This is a genomic window from Firmicutes bacterium HGW-Firmicutes-1 (assembly GCA_002841625.1).
Classification (GTDB): Bacteria; Bacillota; Clostridia; order Lachnospirales; family Vallitaleaceae; genus HGW-1.
In genome coordinates this window covers 125,348-143,616 of the sequence record PHAG01000001.1, presented here as the reverse complement: position 1 = coordinate 143,616, position 18,269 = coordinate 125,348, and the positions used below count along the sequence as shown (strand labels likewise).

Genomic DNA, 18,269 nt, shown 5'->3' with positions numbered 1-18,269 from the left:
TTAGGAGTGCAAAATTGAAAAAATATTTACCCTTTATTATGTTAATAATTACATTAGCAACAATTCTCGTGTTTTCTTCTCAAAGTGGGAACCAATCCAATGGAATATCAAATAGAATAGCTAATAAGATAGAGATATTCCTGGATGCTCAAGGTAATAATAGTTACAATGCAGAAGATATAAATTTTGTTATTAGAAAACTTGCGCATTTTACAGAATATTTAATTTTAACTATTTTGTTAATAGTATGTTGTAGTTATTTCTTAAGAAGAGTTTTACTAACCCTTTTAATAAGTAGTATAGTAGGTGTATCATTAGCTTTTATTGATGAATATTTTCAAAGAAGTTCTGGTGGAAGAACCAGTTCGCTTTTTGATATAATGATAGATAGTTTTGGAGTCCTGATAGGAATCATTATAGGTGGGGTTTTTATGGTGTATTTTAAACAGATTTTATTGAACGAAAATAAGGTTGATGATTTCAAAAAATAGAACATTAATATAATCCCTAAGTCAAATAAACGGCACTTTGGTCGTTTTTTTGTGCATCATTAAATCCTGAAAATTATAAAAATATATAGACATATAAATATATTGGTTTAGTACAAATAGCAAGTCAACTTCAAGGAGGCAATATGGGCAAGATATTTTTAACCAGACACGGTGAAACAATATGGAATACAGAAAGAAGAATGCAAGGGCATAATAACTCCCCCTTGTCCGAGCTTGGAATGAAGCAAGCCGAATGGTTATTTGATAAATTGAAAGATGAACAGATTGATGTTGTACTTTCAAGTCCACTCGGAAGAGCGATACAAACGTCGGAAGTTTTAATAGCAAACAGGAAGCTTGAAGTCATAACAGTTGATGAGTTGAAGGAAATTAACCTAGGTTGCTGGGAAGGCTGTATATCAGAAGTAGTAGAAAAAGATTTTCCAGTCGAATATCATTCTTTTTGGAATGAACCAGAGAAATATGTACCTATTGATGGTGAAAGTTTCCTTCAATTAAATGAGAGAGTAACATTCTTTTTAAATAATGTGCTTGTACATTATAAGAATAAAAATATATTGATCGTAGCTCATGCGGTTGTAATAAAAGCTTTATTGAATGCAATTGAAACAAATGGAGAAATCTCAAGACTATGGGAGGGTTCTCATATTTTCCCAACCAGCTTATCTACTTTAAGCTACGAGAATGATGACATTCGAATCAATTCAATAGGTGATATTAGTCATTATAAGGAGCAACTAAAGCGGGGATGGTTTGCAGAAGAAGAGCTTGAGAAGTAATAAGTTGTAAACGATTTTTATTGTTGAAGCGTGTAAATTATGCTAAAATGATTATTGAGACACTCATTACATTACACGATTTTTCGGAGGCATTCTTGACATGAATAAGAGATCAAATTATTTGTTTTTGTTATTGATACTCATATCTACAGTAGCTATTATTGACATGATTTCGAGGTTTTACATAGCAAACAGCTTTAAAAATGATGCATCTGATATTAATCATCTAGGAATTATTAGAGGTTCAATGCAAAGGATCATAAAAAATGAAATAATAGGTATTGAAAAGGATGATTTGATTACCAATGTTGATAATATTTTTGCTGAATATGCCTTTAATGATGATATAATACAAACTAATAATTCTAAAAAATTATTTGTCGCAATGCACAGTGAATGGGAAAATATTAAGGATATTATTCGATTATATAGAATTGAGCCAAATGAAGAATATAGACAAGACCTGTATTTAAAGAGTGAAAAAATATGGGATGTTTCTAATAATGTTGTTACGCAAGCCCAGTTTGAATCAGAGCTTAAGCTTAAGTATTATAAGAGTTTCATTTTAGGTTCTATTATAAATCTATTAATTGTCTTTTTAATTATTTACTATGTAAAAATATACATAAAAGATAAGCTAGAGGTTTTTGCAGTTCATGATCAATTAACAAAAACTTATAATAGACATTATTTTAATGAATATATAAATAATGAAATTAACAAAGCATATAGAGATAAAGGTAGCTTTTCTATCCTTATGCTGGATATAGATAACTTCAAACGTATAAATGATAAGTATGGCCACGAAAAGGGGGATCATATTCTCAAAGAATTAGCATTAGTTGTCCATAACTGTATTAGAACATATGATATATTAGTAAGATTTGGAGGCGAAGAGTTTATCGTAATTCTTCCAGAGACAAATCTATATGACGCGAATGAAACTGCTGAAAGAATTAGAGTTGCAGTACAAAACAACGTATTTAAAGGTGTTCATCAAATTACGGTAAGCGTTGGTGTTGCAACTTATATAAAAGAAGATACATCTGATTCTATTATTAAACGAGCGGATGAAGCAATGTATCAAGCTAAAAAGAACGGAAGAAATAGAGTTGAGAGCCAAGAAATAAAAGATCATAAATAAAGAAAAATTAAAGAAGGGGAGAAAATGAAACAAGCTAGAGAATTATTAAAGAAAATCTATGGCTATGAAAGCTTTAGAGAAGGTCAAGAAGATGTAATTAGTGCAATACTAGAGGGTAAGGACTGTTTGGTGATTATGCCAACAGGTGGTGGTAAGTCGATCTGCTATCAAATACCTGGGTTGATTTTTGAAGGAATCACCTTGGTAATATCACCACTTATTTCGTTAATGAAGGATCAAGTTGATAGTTTGGTTGATATGGGAATACCAGCTACCTTGATTAATAGCACAGTAAGTGCTACGGAATTAAACAAGAGAGTTACAGATATCATTAAGGGGAAATATAAGCTGGTTTATGTAGCGCCTGAACGGTTGGATTCACCTTTGATGATGGACATTGTACATCGGTGTAAGATATCTCATATTGCAATTGATGAAGCACATTGCGTATCGCAATGGGGGCATGATTTTAGAAGTGCATATTTAACAATTCATGAATTCATTTGTAAAATACCAATCAAACCCATCGTCTCTGCTTTTACAGCAACAGCAACACCTCATGTTAAAGAGGATATCATCCTTCAAATCAAGCTTAAAGATCCCAAGCTTTTTTTATACGGTTATGACCGTAACAATCTTCAATATTATGTCTTAAAGGGAGTCAACAAGAAGCAGTTTGTTTTAGAGTATGTTACTAAGAATATAACTGAGTCTGGAATTATTTATTGTTCAACTCGCAAAGAGACAGAAAATGTCTATGAGCTTCTAATTAAAAAAGGTGTGAAAGCAGCCGTATATCATGCAGGTCTCACAATGAATCAACGTAAAACTCAACAGGAACAATTTCTATATGATAGAGCAAGTATAATTGTTGCTACCAATGCTTTTGGCATGGGAATAGATAAATCTAATGTTAGATACATTATTCATTACAATATGCCGGAAAATATTGAGGCTTATTACCAAGAAGCAGGCCGTGCAGGTCGTGATGGCGAAATGTCAGAGTGTATTTTGCTTTTTAGTCCTCAGGATGTACAAGTGAGACGGTATCTTATTGATCAATTGGAGGAAAAAGACTCTACATACTTGTCCCATCGTTACGAAAAGCTACAACAGATGACGCATTACTGCCATATCACTACTTGCCTTAGAAAGCATATACTTCATTATTTTGGAGAAGAGTATCCTGATCACTGTGGAAAATGCAGTAACTGTTCAGATGAGATCATTAAGGAAGATGTAACGATTGATGCAATGAAAGTGATTTCCTGTGTGCTTCGTATGAAGGAACGCTTCGGCGTTGCGACAGTAGCAGAGGTACTAAAGGGTTCTAATAATAAAAAGGTAAAACAAAATCGTTTTGAACAACTATCTACTTATGGGTTACTGAAAACTTGGAGCCTATCTGATATTAAAGACTTTATTAGTCGTTTAATTGCTGATGGTTATTTGATACAATCCACAGACGAATATCCAATTTTATGTGTCACTCATCTTGGACGAGCAGTCATTAAAAAAGACGTTCAGGTAATTCATAATCAATTAAAGGTTAGAGAAATTGCTCCTGCCGATAAATTGTTTGAACGCTTAAGAGAATTGAGAAGAAGATTGGCTAGTGAAGCAGGACTGCCACCATATACTGTTTTCCCCGATAAATCCTTACGAGAGATGTGCCAATTTTTGCCTACTTATAAAGCAGCAATGCTGAAAATTAATGGAGTAGGAGAGGTTAAATACGAAAAATACGGTGCATTGTTTATTGACATTATACAAGGGTATATGATTGAAGAAGGGTATGAAAATATAATGCCTTTGAGCCTGTAGTTGGTTATTTAAGCTAGAAGTGTGAGCAATGATATGGTAAAATAAGAGGATTAATTAATCAATCATGATATGATATAATCTGAATAAGAATAAAAAAATAAATAAAGTGCTTGATTTTTGTTTTCAAACATGATAAAATACGCCAATAGAAAACAAATGTCTTTCTAGAGAAAACATTTGAACAATAAATAATAAAATTATAAGAATTGAGGAAAAAGAAATGGACAAAAAATTAAGGGTTGGTATTATTGGAGCAACAGGTATGGTAGGTCAGAAATTCATTACATTACTCTATAATCATCCATGGTTTGATGTTGTTTGCTTAGCAGCTAGCCCAAGATCAGCTGGAAAAACTTATTATGAAGCAGTAGGGGATAGATGGGCTCAAAATATTGAGATTCCAAAATTTATTGGAAATATGATGGTACAAGACGCTATAGCTATCAATGATATTGCAGCTGAAGTTGACTTTGTATTTTGTGCAATTGATATGGATAAACAAGCAACCAAAGAACTTGAAGAAGCTTATGCTAAAGCTGAGATTCCAGTTGTATCAAACAATTCAGCTCATAGAGGAACGAAAGATGTACCAATGGTTATTCCAGAGGTAAATAACGAACATATTAAAATAATTGAAGCTCAGAGAAAAAGATTAGGAACAAACAGAGGCTTTATTGCTGTTAAACCTAATTGTTCAATACAAAGCTATGTTCCAGTTCTGAATGCTTGGAAGAAGCTTGGATTAAAGGAAGCTGTTATTTGCACATATCAAGCGATATCTGGAGCAGGTAAAACCTTTGATACTTGGCCAGAAATGGTTGATAATGTAATTCCTTATATCGGTGGAGAAGAACAAAAGAGCGAGCAAGAACCACTTAAAGTATGGGGGCATGTTGATGGCGATATCATTGTTGATGCAGTTGCACCAGTCATTTCTGCTCAATGTATTAGAGTACCTTCAGCGGATGGACATATGGCAGCGGTTTCGATTAAGTTTGAAAAGGAAACGAATATTGAAGAGTTGATTGATTTAATGAATGGATTTGTTGGTCGACCTCAAGAACTCAATTTACCAACTGCGCCAAAACAATTTATCAAATACATGGCAGAAGATAACCGTCCTCAGACGAAGTTAGATCGTGATTATGAGAATGGAATGGGTATTTCAGTTGGACGCTTGAGAAAAGATCATATTTATGATTATAAGTTTGTTGGTTTGTCTCATAATACGTTAAGAGGTGCTGCTGGTGGTGCCGTTTTGATTGCAGAGCTGTTGGTAGCTGAAGGGTATATTACAAGTAAATAGGTGTATGATTAATAGAAAGCGACTCATTTGGAACTTTATGGACTCATTATAAAGTGAAGAAGGGGTCGTATTTTTGTTGACTTGGTTTGTAATGTAAAGCACAGTAATTAGTTAAATGTTATTCTGATAAGTAACACTACACAAAAATCCATAATTAATTGATTAATAAGATAAATTGAATATTAATGCCTATACACGGAAAAACTAAGTTTTGAAATAAAAGGAGGAATATTCATGAAAAAATTACCGTCAAGTGAAATTTTATCAATCAGCAATTTAATACTAATGGAGACGACAGGGTTAGCAATGGCTAAAGCTGGTGTCAATGTTATTACTGATGAACAGCTGAAAGCTCAAGCAAAATCGGGTATTACAGCTGGAGAAATGAGGATTAAAGGACTTCAGCAGTTTATTATTGAAAATAATGTTATTCATCAAGAAGATGAAGGAGGTTCAACTTATGAGTAATGTTTTAGGTTCATTATTTGGAAACGTAACAGATCAATCTGCTGATGAGACCATTGCTGTCAATGGCTTAGCTGCTGCTGCTGCATCTGCAAATGCATACTTGAACGCAACTTTAACATCTACAACACCCGAAGTTAGAAGGCTTTTTAGCGAATATACCACACAAAATGTCATGGCACATGAGGCACTCATCAATTTATCCGTTAAGAAAGATTGGATTTCACCTTATGCCACACCAGAACAACAACTGCAAATATCCTATAAGCAATCACAACAGGCAATTGAGGATCTACAGTAATACATTTTTATGCGGTATAGTAAGGGAGTACAAATATAAAGTGGTAACAATTCAGTTAATATTGATGAGTTACCACCTTATAATTTTTTAACAAACTTATGGTTTTATAGCTCTTTAATTTATAAACAATGTTAACATCAATTATTATATAGAATGCTTTAGTGAAGGTTTCCATTGGATTCCCAACAAAAATTGCAATAAAAGCTATGAACTCTTTTTATAGAAGCATGGGTGTATGAGGTTGAATATAAAGTATTGAAAAGAATAGATAAAAGTGATGAACAGATAGATTATAATTAGATGATTCAAAATAATATTCACGGCTGAAAGGTGCGTGGATATTATTTTGTTCATTTGTTGGTAACAACAGAAAAAAGGCAGTATCGGTAATAGTAAATGAATAGCCAATGAAGCGTAGAAGGGATGAGCTTTTACCCCCTTTCTTATTTTTATATGTTTGCTTGTTAAAAGCCTTTGTCTTTAATTTTACCTCATATAAAGTTGATTTATGAGTCTAAAGGGATCATTTAAAATTAAACTAATATCAAATACATTCTATGGTTTTTCCATTTATTGTATTGAGAAAATGAAAATAAAATAGTACAATGGATGAAGTGAGTAAAATGATTGAAAAAGCTTTGACAAAGTAGCTTATTGAAAAACACAAACCCTAGGAGGTGATGACATGTCTCATCATATATTGACGATCAATCCTGGCTCCACATCCACCAAAATCGGGGTTTATAGAGATGAAGAACTGATTTTGGAAGAAACATTGAGACATTCCTCTACAGAAATTGGAGTTTATGCGTGCATCTATGATCAACTTGAATTTAGACGAGAGGTTGTCTTAGATGCTCTACGACAGAAGAATTACGACATCCATTCATTGGATGCAGTAGTAGGTAGAGGTGGATTATTAAAACCTGTTGAGAGCGGAACCTATCAAGTCAACGATACAATGTTACAAGATCTTAAAGTCGGAGTTCAGGGACAGCATGCTTCAAATCTTGGCGGGATTATTGCACATGAGATAGCCAAACCATTAAACATCCCAGCTTATATCGTGGACCCTGTAAGTGTAGACGAATTAGATGAGGTAGCTAAAATAACAGGGATTCCTGTAATCAGAAGAAGGAGCATTTTTCATGCGTTAAACCAAAAGGCAATCGGTAGAAAATATGCTAAGGATTCAAATAAAGAATACTGCAATCTAAATTTAATTGTGGCTCACATGGGTGGGGGCATAACGGTTGGCGCACATAAACAAGGTAAAGTTGTAGAAGTCAATAATGGTCTTGATGGTGAGGGACCCTTCTCACCTGAACGTTCAGGAAAACTTCCAGTACGAGATATAATGCAAATGTGTTTTAGTGGTACCTACACGCTGGATAAAATGAACAAGTTATTAACTGGACAAGGAGGATATGTCGCATACTTTCAAACTAACAACACAGGGGAAATATGCAAAGCAGCAGCAGAAGGAGATCAAAAAGCACAATTAATCCAAAATGCTATGGCATATGGAATTGCACAGGAGATTGGAAAATGTGCAACAGTATTTTCAGGCAAAGTCGAAGCCATCTTATTAACAGGTGGTATTGCATATAATGAATCCATTATCAACGCGATTAAAGAAAGGGTTTCTTTTATTGCTCCTGTGTTCGTATATCCAGGAGAGGATGAATTACTCGCGTTGACTCAAGGCGGGCTAAGAGTTTTAAATGGCGAAGAAGCTGTTAAGTTGTACGAATAATATATCACATGACGAATGTGATTGGAGGGATTGATAAAATGATACGAAAACTTGATATGCTTGAAACCCTGATCGTCGGTAAACCCAAGGGAAGAGTGGTAATTGCCGCTGCCCACGATGATAACGTCCTTTCTTCCATCAAAGAAGTCTACGATAAGGGTTATGTTGAACCCATATTGATTGGAGATAAAGAGAAAATTTTCAGAATTGCCGAAGAAATAGGATTGGATATTTCGAAAATGAATATTGTGAAAGAAATAGATGATGCGAAAAGCGCAAGATTGGCTGTTGATATGATCAATAACAATGAAGCTGATATTTTGATGAAGGGGTATTTACATACTTCTGAACTTCTTAAAGCTGTTCTCTCAAAGGAAAATGGCTTAAGAACGGGTGGCGTAATCAGCCACGTATCTGTATTCGAGGTGGAGACCTATGGAAAACTTTTGATGGTGACTGATGCTGGCATAAACATCTACCCAGATCTCAAGCAAAAGGCTGAAATTATACAAAACGCTGTAAATATTGGACTTAAACTAGATATAGATAGACCCAAGGTAGCAGTCTTGTCGGCGGTTGAAGTGGTTAACCCTTCTATCGAAAGTACCATTCATGCCGCTGCTCTTTCCAAGATGGCCCAAAGAGGGCAGATTGTAAATTGTAGGGTAGATGGTCCTTTGGCGATGGATAATGCAATCAATTTGGATGCAGCACTGCATAAGCATATTGAAAGTGAGGTAGCCGGAGATGCAGATATTTTAATTGTCCCTAATATCGAGGCGGGAAATATTTTAATCAAATCATTGGCATTCCTTTATAAATCAAAATCCTGCTCGATACTGGCAGGTGCTAAAGTCCCCATTGTGGTTACTTCAAGGGCGGATGACAGCATAACCAAATACTATTCTATCATTTTGGCTCTTGCCTTAAGATAGAACCTTAAAAAAATTACGAGGTGAACATAGAATGAAAAAACAAATTTTTTCTATTTGGGTTGAAAATCAAGCAGGTGTACTATCTAGGGTTGCAGCAATTTTTGGCGAAACTGGATTAAACATTGATAGTCTTGCGGTTGGGACTACGGAAAACAGTCAAGTAAGCAGAATTACGATCGTTACAGAGGGCGAAGAAGATTCGCTAGATCATGTCATTTCTAAAATGAATGAAATCACAAACTTAATCAAAGTTAAGAAAATTACAGAAGGCTTATCGGTACTTAGAGAATTGGCTTTGATCATGGTTGAAGCTCCTGAGGCTAAGAGGCAGGACATCCTTACCCTAGCTGAAATATTCAGAGCTGAGATCGTTGATGTAGGGATTCGAACAATGACAATTGAGATCAGTGGAGGTGAAGATAAAATTCAAGCCATGGAGGATCTTTTAAGACCATTTGGAATTCGTGAGATTGTACGTACAGGAACAATTGCCATAGATCGTACTAATCGTCAATAGAGAGAAAGGGAGAGAAAGGGACAGGCACCTTTCTCTCAAATTTGATCTAATAAACACACATGATATGGTCAAGGAGGTATATGAATGGCTGAAATTAAGTTTGAAATTAAAGAAAAACTCGGCATCTTATCTGAATCATCAAAAGGATGGACCAAAGAATTACGGTTAATAAGTTGGAATGAACGTGAGTCAAAGTATGATATTCGTGAATGGTCACCAGAAGGTGACAAGATGGGTAAGGGAGTAACTTTGAGTGTTGAGGAAATGAAAAAGTTGAAGGAATTATTGAATGGTTTGGAGTTATAGTACTCTAGAAATATAAATATGTTGTAGAATAAGAAATAAATGATACCGGAGTCACTAATACGGGCTCTTTTATAATGCTCAAATATTAGGTGATGAATAAACAAAGAGAAACGGGACAGTCACTTATTTCTCATGCTTTTGAAAATAAAAAAATGTCCCTATATGATAGCGTATAACATATAGGGCATTACGGTTAGTTCAGAGACATTAATCTGGTCATTCTATTTAAATACACAACAGTGATTTCGGTATTCTTTAGCCTGATAAAGAGCTATATCCGCTCGTTTAATGAGTTGTTCAATTCTGTCATCTTTTTTATATTCAGTAATCCCAAAGCTACAAGTGAGATGCTTTGCGATTGGAAAGTTATATCGAGATATTCTTAACCTTATCCTCTCAGCAAGTACATATCCCATTTCTACACATGCATTTGGTAAAACCATTAAAAATTCTTCGCCTCCCCATCGTCCTATATGCTCTTTAACATGGAGGCTATCTTTTATCAGTTGAGCAAGTTCGAATAATACTTGGTCCCCAACTTGATGTCCAAATGTATCATTTACCAATTTGAAATGGTCAATATCAATTATTATCACTGATAGTATTATCCCATCACGCTGTGCCATAAGGTATGCTTCATCCAAGAGCTCACAAATTTTTTTCCTGTTATATATTCGTGTTAATCCATCGATAGTTGATGCTTCTATTAATTCTTTATTTTTGACAATCAACTCTAATCTCACTAAGTCTAATTCGCTATTTTTAATATCTAGTAAGTTCTTCTGTGCATCTAGTTTTTGGATAGATGAACGATAAACCAAGTCATAATGATCCATAGCCTGTTCTGTAAGTTTTCGACTTTGTTCAGAGCGTTCTAATCTTTTTTTTAAGATTGATATTTGTTTGTTCAAAGCATCTATATTATGATTTTCCATGCTGAACCTCCGTTAGATTATCCTATTGATACAACCACAAAGGTTTCGTTGTGGAATTTATTTGTTAATTCATTTAAATTTGGACAAAATTCGCCATAGGTATAAAAGCCAACAAATTTTACTTTTTCATCAAGATTATTACGAACAAGCTGATACTCCTCAATGGTACGCGTACCAAGTAAAACCCTTCGAGCTGAACAAGAGAAACATAATACTATAACTGGCAAAGCATTTGATGGAAATGTATTAATGGATAGGTTGATTGAACTTTTAGTACCTGCTAAAATCGACTCGCGATTTACCATAGTAATACGAACTTTATAATTAAGGGGAACATTACCTAAATAGGTAACAGATCCATTATTAATATCATAATTTTCGAAGGTCGTGCGCATAAAACAAAAATCACCATGATCATCATATACGGCTATTGGTAGTTCTAGTGTAGGTTTGGTATATTCACCAAGAATGCTTCTGTAAAATTCAAGTGCAGGCTTGTGATTGATTTCATAAAGAATATTACCTTCTGATTTTGTAATAGTTCCCGTCTCACCTATGGGTTCCCAGCCACAATCCATTCCCAAAGAAAAATCGAATTCTCCAGCTAAAAGCAGAAATGGAGATATGTTTGATGATGATATGTTGTTGTAAAATTGTTTTGCATCAACAAATCGCCAACTGTCTGCAGATATGCCACCAACAATTGGAAGACTACCATTAGTAACTATATTGAGCTGTTCCATAACTGTTTCACCATTGGTTTTAAGCACATCAGAAAACAATATACATAGTTTAGGTGGTTGTTTTAATTTGTTCAAGGCCTCAGATAATACTTCGCTACATTCATTCTTCATATCTAATGAAGTATTATTGATATAACCTGAAACAAATTTTATTTCATTTGAGGCAAATAATGTCAAAACGAGTGAATCCTCGACATATTCACATTCTGAAGAAAATTCTCCGTCTGTTGTGCAACCAATCAGCTGTAAATCTGACCACTTTTCATAAATCTTATCAAGTACCAACTGATGATCAGTGTCAATACTTGCATAGAGAATTCCTGCCGTAGGGTGGCGATAATCAAGTTGAAGTTCGCAATTTTCAATGAGTTCCGTAACTGCGTCAAATGAGTTTAATTCTATACTGTGAGCTATAGCAATAAAAAGGTCCGATTTCATAAAAATACCTCCTATGTTGTGATCAAACTACCTCACAAATTAATCAAAACCCTAAAAAAACCCGATTCACAATATTAGTATTTATAGAGTAGCAAAAAGGCAATTTAGCATTCATTTCACTCCAATATAAATACACTATAATATTTAATTCTACAGTATTTGCAACTATTTGACAACTGATATTTAACGAGTAAAAGTTATCGAGAAGAGAAAGGGGAAGAGAAAGGGGACAGGCACTTTTCTCTTACGAAGACTACTGTGAAAACCTGACCGATTAAAATGTTAAAGCATCATCTAGAGTAAAAAAACTTTGAATTAATAAAGAACCCCTGAAGAGAAATATACAGGGATTCTAGTAATGCAACGATAAGAGGTGTTTTATTGAGGGCTTCCGCTTAATAATAATTTGCCAATCTCTGGGCATATCAAGTGATAAGTTGTGCCATTAGTAGTCGCCACAATATTATTCTCATTTCCGTAGCTCGTTATATGAATTGTTTGATCAGTATCGAGGGTAATGATCATACTGTAGCCAGCTAGCATTTCGATGTAAGAAATATCGTCAATCATGCTTTCATTATAAGCATTACCTAGGGTAGCCACCTCAGTCTCTGTAAATGTTTTTTCTACTAGAGTATTGTCAAGATCAAAAAGCTCGATAGATTTAATTGAAGAAATATCAATTTGTTTAGCTTCATCGGCGCCTGCTAATATAATACCAGCAGCTGGATCTACTGTATCAGTATTTTTTTCCTCTATTACAGGTTCGTCTATCAGAGGTTCAGGAATCTGTTTTTCATTTGTACAGCTTACTGAAAATAATATAAGGCCCAATGCCAAAATAGCTATAATTATCTTTTTCATTGTGTTTGCTCCTTTAAGTCGGTATGTTTTTGGTTACATGTTAATTTGACGAAGGATAATATGAAAAAGTTCCGTTTAAACCATTTGTGGCAAAGTGAATAGGTATTGAAATGAATGTACAGGAGTCAATTAAGAAATAAAAATGAGATAAAAGTGCCTGTCCCCTTTATCCCCCTTTATCTCTTATTCTTATATTTACTATAATGTTTTTTTGGACGAAGGCTGTAAAAGAAGAAAAGGGTAATCAAAAACACAATAATTAGTATAGGTATAGAAATTGTAACAATAGATTTCACTGCTTTTAGTGGTATGGAAATATTTACATCATGGACCACAGCATCAACTTGAGCAATGAACTCGCCATCCTTGTAAATTGATACAGTACCAACCTTATCTCCCTTTTCAATATCGTAGGATAGAGGAGTAGTTTCTGATTTGAATTCGATAGAACTTTCATCTTGAAAATTTTCGATGTAAACTTTTAAAGGTTTTTTTAATGTAACAATAGCCTCTCCAATTTGCAAATTATCTTTAATGATTATAAACGTTTCTTTGTAATCTTTTGAAGTTAAATTTACTGTTTTATAGTTTTCAAAACCATAATCTAAAAGCTTAGAAGTATTCGTGTAAATGTCCTTAGCTTCTGACTTTAATAAAACTACAATAAGGGTTCTATCATCTTGTTGTGCAACAGTTACAAGCGTATGTTGTGCTTCGTTAGTAAACCCGGTTTTGCCAGCGATAACGTCCTCTCGATAGATTGAGGCATCTCTTTTTTCATTCATCATTTTATGCTGTTGAGCAAGGTATCTAATTTCTGTCGATTTATTCGTTAAAGGAATTTGATAGGTTATATCCTTCATTATATTTAAAAAGTATTCGTTTTTTATCGTTTCCCGAGTAATTAGAGCCATATCATAAGCAGTTGTATAGTGATCTTCATTATGTAGACCATGTGGATTCACAAAATGAGTATTTAATGCGCCAATTTCTTCTAAACGTTTATTCATATCCTTCGAAAATTCTTCAATAGAACCACTTGTTTTTTCAGCTAAACCATTTGCGATTTCATTTGCAGACATTAATAAAAGACCATGCATAGCCTGATCTACAGTGATAACTTCATCTTCTTGCATTCCTATATGGCTACTTCCATACTCAATGCTAAATACAGCATTTTTGGAAAAGGTTATTGTATCCTTTGGGTCTAGCGCTTCTATAGCAAGTAGAGCAGTCATAAGTTTAGTAATGCTAGCGGGATATTGTTGAGAGTTTTCATTTTTACTATATAGAATTTGACCAGTAGTTGCATCAATTAAAATTGCAGATTCAGCTGTTATATCTGGCGGTGATTGGTCTATCTTTTTGGTTTGTTGTGCGTTAACTTGCATGTGGTTGTTCAAGGCTATGATTAGAATAAACAATAAAATGTTTAAACCAAATAAGTGCTTTTTTGTTTTCATAATATTGACTCCTTATAATGCTAAACAGTAGTTTACCATAGCTGGGGAGTAAAAGTAAAGACCCTACATTATGAACATTTTTATTGTAAAGTATTTCTTGAATTCTTATAGTTCTTTCTATATTCTAGAGGAGTCATTTTTGCGTGCTTTTTAAAGACACTAGCAAAGTGACTTTGAGAAGCAAAATGAAAAAAGCTGGAAATATCTGCTAGGGAACTATTTGTGAAAGAAAGAAAGTATTTCGCTTCTTCTATCTTAATTTGATTAATATAGACACTAAGAGCCGTACCTACTTCCTTCTTAAATACTTGAGAAAGATAGTTTGCATTGGCAGGTATTTGTTCCGCAATTTCCTTTACACTAATTTTATCATTTAAAGAAGTCGATATAATTTTTATTGTGGATTGTACCAAAGGCGAATACATTCTATTGATTTTTGTGTTAATCAGCTTCACAAATTCTCTTATCATTTTTATGTCCAAATGGTACAAGTCTTGTATATCGCTACGATGTTCAATTTCATTAATATAGGTATCAGACAAAGTAAAGGCAGATTCAGAATCTACGCCTCCTTCAATTACTGCTCGAGTGTATAAGGTACAGCGGCATATTAAAGAATTTTTGAAGGAGCGAATTGAATTGGTAGATAAGGTTGCATCATGGTAAGTATTTAGACTTTGTACAATTTTTTCGGATTCTTCAACATTACCTTCTTTTATTTTAACCAATAGGCTTTGCTCAATGAAGTAGGGAGGATGTGAATACCATTTTTCTTTGTTTTCAATTCTATGTAAATAAAACTTTTCAGAAAGAGAATTTTCTTTTCCAGATGAATTTGAACTTAAGTTCACAAATAATTCGCAAAAGAGTTGTCTGTAATAAATATTTCTTTTTTCGTCAACTAAACTAGTAAAAGAAAAATAATGAATGAGTTCGTCTTTATCTTCCAAAGATACCTTTCTTTTAAGTATAAGCTTGTTTATAAATTCTTCATGAGATTGTGCCAATACATAGGGACCACATAAGATATAATGGTTTTTATCATGTATTTGTAAAATTGTAATCAGAAAAGCTTCTTCCAAGTCATTTGATAAATATAAAAGATTTTCAAGAACTTGATTTTTTAAGGAATCGTGTACTATTTCATAAAACCAATTAAAGTGTTTTTGGAAATCCACACTGGGTTGAGTATATGAAAAAATATGTTCATCATCTGAAAATAAGTGGATGGGTACTTGAGTAAATTGATAGAATAGATTCATTTTTTCACTTATTGAAAGAGTAAGTTCATTCATCTGATCACCTTTTCCTTAACACAAATAATTATATAATATATTTGATACAAATATAATATATATGATATATTATAAAGGATAATGAGTCTATAATGCAAGATGTAGCAATTAAATATTTTATCAATTTTGGAGGGAAGAAAATGAAAAAAATAATATCTATTTTAATGCTTTCAATCCTAGTGTTTAGCGTAGTGGGATGTGGAGCAAAAAAAGATGATGCAGTTAAAGACGTACCTGCAGACACTCAAACTACAGATGTAGCAAAAACAACAATTACAATCGGCTTCCAAGCTGACCCTGTTGGTGGTATTCAAAAGGTTATTGAAGCTTTTGAAGTTGAATATCCTCAATATGACGTAGAATTTGCTAACATGACAAATGACTCAGCTCAAATGCATGATCAATTGTTGAATTCTTTATCAGCTAGTTCAGGGGAATATGATGTTCTAGCAATGGATGTTGTATGGGCTGGCGAATTTGCAGCTGCGGGCTATCTTGAACCAGTAGATACACTACTTATGGATCAAGGCTGGAAGGCTAGTGATTTTAATGCGGGTTCCATGGCATCAGGAAAATATCAAGGTAAAAATTATGCATTACCATTTTTCCCAGATTTAGGTTTCTTATATTATAGAAAAGATGTTGTATCACCTGAAGATGCAGCTAAACTAGAAGCAGGTACATATACTTGGGAAGATTTATTGGCAATGTCAGAAAAATATGTTGGTCAAGGTGGAACTAAATACGGTTTTGTATACCAATCTAAGCAATATGAAGGTTTAATTTGTAATTTAAATGAATTCTCAAAGAACTGGACTGATGTAAAAGGTGGCTTAGAAACAATGAAAGCCTTTACTGAGTCAAGTGCAATGCCAGAAGATATTTTAGTATATACAGAAGGTGAAACTCATGCATCATTTACAAATAAAGAAGCTGTATTTGCTAGAAACTGGCCTTATATGTACGGTATGGCAGTAGCTGATGATACTCCAATCGTAGTTGAAGAAGTTGGCCTTGCTCCACTTCCAAATGGAGGAACAGTTGGTGGATGGTTAATCGGTCTAAATAAAAACTCTGATAATCTTCAAGGAGCAAAGGATTTTGCTGTATTCTTAGCAGGTGACGGCGGACAAAGAATATATTCATCAACAAATGCTAGCTTACCAGGTATGAATTCACTACTAGCCGATGAAGGTATCATTGCTGCAAATACGTTATTATCAAATGAAGGCTTTAAATTAGCTTTAACTAAAACAATTGCTAGACCAGTTGTAGCAAATTACCAAGAAGTATCAGATAAAATTCAAGTAGCAGCACATGCTTATTTATCAGGATCTAAAACATTAGAAGATGCAGTAAAAGAAATCGAAACTGCACTACAATAGTAAATGGATGTTTAAGGTTTGCATGCTTACAATGTAAGCATGCGACCTTAATCTTTAGGAGAGATTACTATGAAGCAAAATAATAAAATCGCTTATTTTTTAATACTTCCTGCAATGTTTTTTGTTATCATTTTTTCGCTATGGCCAGTAATTCAATCGGTCACATATTCTTTATTTGATTATCAATTGAATGATCAAACAAAATCTAGGCTATCAATGAGCAATCAATATAATCTTGAGCTCTTTAAAGAAACAAACCAGTACTTAAACTTTTATTTGGATAGCGAGAAATCAACAGCGACCTTAACGGAATCTAAAGAAAAGATAGACGTACTACTTCAAGATATTAACTCATATGAAGAAAAAGTTCTAAATAAATACGGTGAAGAAAAAGTTGTTAAGCTATCTGATGCTGAAAATATTGAATTTGAGGCATTCGCTCAAACTGTAATAAAAGCAATCAACGAAATTTACACACTTAATGATGAGGGCTTTACAATAAAAGATGATGTTTTAGCTGTAACAGAAGGATACGCATCCTCAGTGATCAAGCCTAACTTCATTGGACTTGATAATTATAAGCAAGCATTTACCGATGCAAGAGTTGGAACTGCGTTATTGAACACTCTGATTTTTACGTTTTTTTCAATCAGTATTGAACTGGTTTGCGGTATTTTATTAGCCTTAATAATGAATAAGGCAATGTTTGGAAGAGGGCTGATAAGAAGTCTTTCCTTAATTCCATGGGCGATTCCAACAGTTGTTTCTGCTCTAATATGGTTGTACTTATACAATGGAACAAGTGGTGTCGTTGCTATGATTTTCTCTAAAATTGGTCTTATATCACAGCCAACAGACTTATTACTTACTAGTACGGCAGCAATGGGAGCAGTTATTATTGCAGATGTATGGAAAACAACACCGTATATGGCGTTATTACTTCTTGCTGGATTACAAACAATACCAAACTCGGTATACGAAGCTTCTTCAGTAGATGGAGCTCACAAACTACAACAATTTTTTAGAATTACACTTCCGATGTTAAAACCGTCAATTCTAGTTGCATTGCTTTTTAGAACCTTGGATGCCTTTAGAGTCTTTGACTTAATTTATGTACTTACAGGCGGTGGACCAGGTGGTAAAACAGAAACCATTTCCATATATGCCTATAAAGCAATGTTTGCTCAGACAAAATTTGGGTATGGTTCAGCATTAACCATTATCATTGCCCTATGTGTAGCTGTTATTTGTTATTTCTACATTAAAGTGCTAAATGTAGATATTTCATCAAGAGAATAGGG

At 33.8% G+C, this 18,269-nt stretch carries 18 protein-coding genes; 13 read left to right on the top strand and 5 right to left on the bottom strand.

Annotation, left to right across the window (positions count from 1 at the left end; all coding sequences use genetic code 11):
• Positions 1–14 precede the first annotated feature (14 nt).
• From CVU84_00680 to CVU84_00630, 11 genes are all read left to right on the top strand, one after another.
• Entirely contained in the window at positions 15–491 is a 477-nt protein-coding gene (locus CVU84_00680; GenBank protein PKM96263.1) for a hypothetical protein, read from the top strand.
• 143 nt (positions 492–634) lie between these two features.
• The gene (locus CVU84_00675) at positions 635–1,291 is read left to right on the top strand and encodes a histidine phosphatase family protein (protein PKM96262.1); all 657 of its coding nucleotides are present in this window, start codon (positions 635–637) and stop codon (positions 1,289–1,291) included.
• Positions 1,292–1,391: 100 nt separating this feature from the next.
• Positions 1,392–2,435 carry a hypothetical protein gene (locus CVU84_00670; protein PKM96261.1) on the top strand — a complete coding sequence of 348 codons (1,044 nt, stop codon included), beginning with the start codon at positions 1,392–1,394 and terminating at the stop codon, positions 2,433–2,435.
• 24 nt (positions 2,436–2,459) lie between these two features.
• Positions 2,460–4,259: a DNA helicase RecQ gene (recQ, locus tag CVU84_00665; protein PKM96260.1), complete on the top strand. Its 1,800-nt coding sequence runs from the start codon at positions 2,460–2,462 to the stop codon at positions 4,257–4,259.
• A gap of 220 nt (positions 4,260–4,479) precedes the next feature.
• On the top strand, positions 4,480–5,565 hold the full coding sequence (gene asd, locus CVU84_00660) for an aspartate-semialdehyde dehydrogenase (GenBank protein ID PKM96259.1): 1,086 nt from the start codon (positions 4,480–4,482) through the stop codon (positions 5,563–5,565).
• Positions 5,566–5,799: 234 nt separating this feature from the next.
• Positions 5,800–6,033, top strand: coding sequence for a hypothetical protein (locus CVU84_00655; GenBank protein ID PKM96258.1), 234 nt, complete (start codon positions 5,800–5,802; stop codon positions 6,031–6,033).
• The gene (locus CVU84_00650; GenBank protein PKM96257.1) at positions 6,026–6,331 is read left to right on the top strand and encodes a spore coat protein; all 306 of its coding nucleotides are present in this window, start codon (positions 6,026–6,028) and stop codon (positions 6,329–6,331) included. Before CVU84_00655 ends, CVU84_00650 begins: the two co-directional genes overlap by 8 nt.
• A gap of 685 nt (positions 6,332–7,016) precedes the next feature.
• The gene (gene buk, locus CVU84_00645) at positions 7,017–8,087 is read left to right on the top strand and encodes a butyrate kinase (protein PKM96256.1); all 1,071 of its coding nucleotides are present in this window, start codon (positions 7,017–7,019) and stop codon (positions 8,085–8,087) included.
• 38 nt (positions 8,088–8,125) lie between these two features.
• A complete protein-coding gene (locus tag CVU84_00640) occupies positions 8,126–9,022 on the top strand; it encodes a phosphate butyryltransferase (protein PKM96255.1) in 897 nt (298 codons plus the stop codon).
• A 31-nt stretch (positions 9,023–9,053) separates the two neighbouring features.
• A complete protein-coding gene (locus CVU84_00635; protein PKM96254.1) occupies positions 9,054–9,539 on the top strand; it encodes an acetolactate synthase small subunit in 486 nt (161 codons plus the stop codon).
• Between the two features lie 84 nt (positions 9,540–9,623).
• The gene (locus CVU84_00630; protein ID PKM96253.1) at positions 9,624–9,845 is read left to right on the top strand and encodes a hypothetical protein; all 222 of its coding nucleotides are present in this window, start codon (positions 9,624–9,626) and stop codon (positions 9,843–9,845) included.
• Between the two features lie 221 nt (positions 9,846–10,066).
• On the opposite strand, the gene CVU84_00625 is transcribed toward CVU84_00630, so the two are convergent.
• From CVU84_00625 to CVU84_00605, 5 genes are all read right to left on the bottom strand, one after another.
• Positions 10,067–10,780 carry a hypothetical protein gene (locus tag CVU84_00625; protein PKM96252.1) on the bottom strand — a complete coding sequence of 238 codons (714 nt, stop codon included), beginning with the start codon at positions 10,778–10,780 and terminating at the stop codon, positions 10,067–10,069.
• A 17-nt stretch (positions 10,781–10,797) separates the two neighbouring features.
• Entirely contained in the window at positions 10,798–11,961 is a 1,164-nt protein-coding gene (locus CVU84_00620) for a hypothetical protein (protein PKM96251.1), read from the bottom strand.
• 378 nt (positions 11,962–12,339) lie between these two features.
• The gene (locus CVU84_00615) at positions 12,340–12,825 is read right to left on the bottom strand and encodes a hypothetical protein (GenBank protein ID PKM96250.1); all 486 of its coding nucleotides are present in this window, start codon (positions 12,823–12,825) and stop codon (positions 12,340–12,342) included.
• A gap of 176 nt (positions 12,826–13,001) precedes the next feature.
• A complete protein-coding gene (locus CVU84_00610) occupies positions 13,002–14,288 on the bottom strand; it encodes a hypothetical protein (protein PKM96249.1) in 1,287 nt (428 codons plus the stop codon).
• 80 nt (positions 14,289–14,368) lie between these two features.
• The gene (locus CVU84_00605) at positions 14,369–15,583 is read right to left on the bottom strand and encodes a hypothetical protein (GenBank protein PKM96248.1); all 1,215 of its coding nucleotides are present in this window, start codon (positions 15,581–15,583) and stop codon (positions 14,369–14,371) included.
• A gap of 140 nt (positions 15,584–15,723) precedes the next feature.
• Here CVU84_00605 and CVU84_00600 point away from each other — a divergent pair, with 140 nt between their 5' ends.
• Together CVU84_00600 and CVU84_00595 are read left to right on the top strand one after the other, a co-directional pair.
• A complete protein-coding gene (locus tag CVU84_00600) occupies positions 15,724–16,968 on the top strand; it encodes an ABC transporter substrate-binding protein (protein ID PKM96247.1) in 1,245 nt (414 codons plus the stop codon).
• A 69-nt stretch (positions 16,969–17,037) separates the two neighbouring features.
• Positions 17,038–18,267 carry an ABC transporter permease gene (locus CVU84_00595; protein PKM96246.1) on the top strand — a complete coding sequence of 410 codons (1,230 nt, stop codon included), beginning with the start codon at positions 17,038–17,040 and terminating at the stop codon, positions 18,265–18,267.
• Positions 18,268–18,269 lie beyond the last annotated feature (2 nt).

What these genes read in the sequence shown, in the direction of transcription:
- recQ (PKM96260.1), top strand. Translation starts at nt 2,460, where the DNA reads ATGAAACAAGCTAGAGAATTATTAAAGAAAATCTATGGCTATGAAAGC.
- CVU84_00655 (PKM96258.1), top strand. Translation starts at nt 5,800, where the DNA reads ATGAAAAAATTACCGTCAAGTGAAATTTTATCAATCAGCAATTTAATA.
- CVU84_00605 (PKM96248.1), bottom strand. Translation starts at nt 15,583, where the DNA reads ATGAATGAACTTACTCTTTCAATAAGTGAAAAAATGAATCTATTCTAT.
- CVU84_00625 (PKM96252.1), bottom strand. Translation starts at nt 10,780, where the DNA reads ATGGAAAATCATAATATAGATGCTTTGAACAAACAAATATCAATCTTA.
- CVU84_00595 (PKM96246.1), top strand. Translation starts at nt 17,038, where the DNA reads ATGAAGCAAAATAATAAAATCGCTTATTTTTTAATACTTCCTGCAATG.
- asd (PKM96259.1), top strand. Translation starts at nt 4,480, where the DNA reads ATGGACAAAAAATTAAGGGTTGGTATTATTGGAGCAACAGGTATGGTA.
- CVU84_00650 (PKM96257.1), top strand. Translation starts at nt 6,026, where the DNA reads ATGAGTAATGTTTTAGGTTCATTATTTGGAAACGTAACAGATCAATCT.
- CVU84_00635 (PKM96254.1), top strand. Translation starts at nt 9,054, where the DNA reads ATGAAAAAACAAATTTTTTCTATTTGGGTTGAAAATCAAGCAGGTGTA.
- CVU84_00615 (PKM96250.1), bottom strand. Translation starts at nt 12,825, where the DNA reads ATGAAAAAGATAATTATAGCTATTTTGGCATTGGGCCTTATATTATTT.
- CVU84_00670 (PKM96261.1), top strand. Translation starts at nt 1,392, where the DNA reads ATGAATAAGAGATCAAATTATTTGTTTTTGTTATTGATACTCATATCT.
- CVU84_00640 (PKM96255.1), top strand. Translation starts at nt 8,126, where the DNA reads ATGATACGAAAACTTGATATGCTTGAAACCCTGATCGTCGGTAAACCC.
- buk (PKM96256.1), top strand. Translation starts at nt 7,017, where the DNA reads ATGTCTCATCATATATTGACGATCAATCCTGGCTCCACATCCACCAAA.
- CVU84_00610 (PKM96249.1), bottom strand. Translation starts at nt 14,288, where the DNA reads ATGAAAACAAAAAAGCACTTATTTGGTTTAAACATTTTATTGTTTATT.
- CVU84_00620 (PKM96251.1), bottom strand. Translation starts at nt 11,961, where the DNA reads ATGAAATCGGACCTTTTTATTGCTATAGCTCACAGTATAGAATTAAAC.
- CVU84_00630 (PKM96253.1), top strand. Translation starts at nt 9,624, where the DNA reads ATGGCTGAAATTAAGTTTGAAATTAAAGAAAAACTCGGCATCTTATCT.
- CVU84_00675 (PKM96262.1), top strand. Translation starts at nt 635, where the DNA reads ATGGGCAAGATATTTTTAACCAGACACGGTGAAACAATATGGAATACA.
- CVU84_00600 (PKM96247.1), top strand. Translation starts at nt 15,724, where the DNA reads ATGAAAAAAATAATATCTATTTTAATGCTTTCAATCCTAGTGTTTAGC.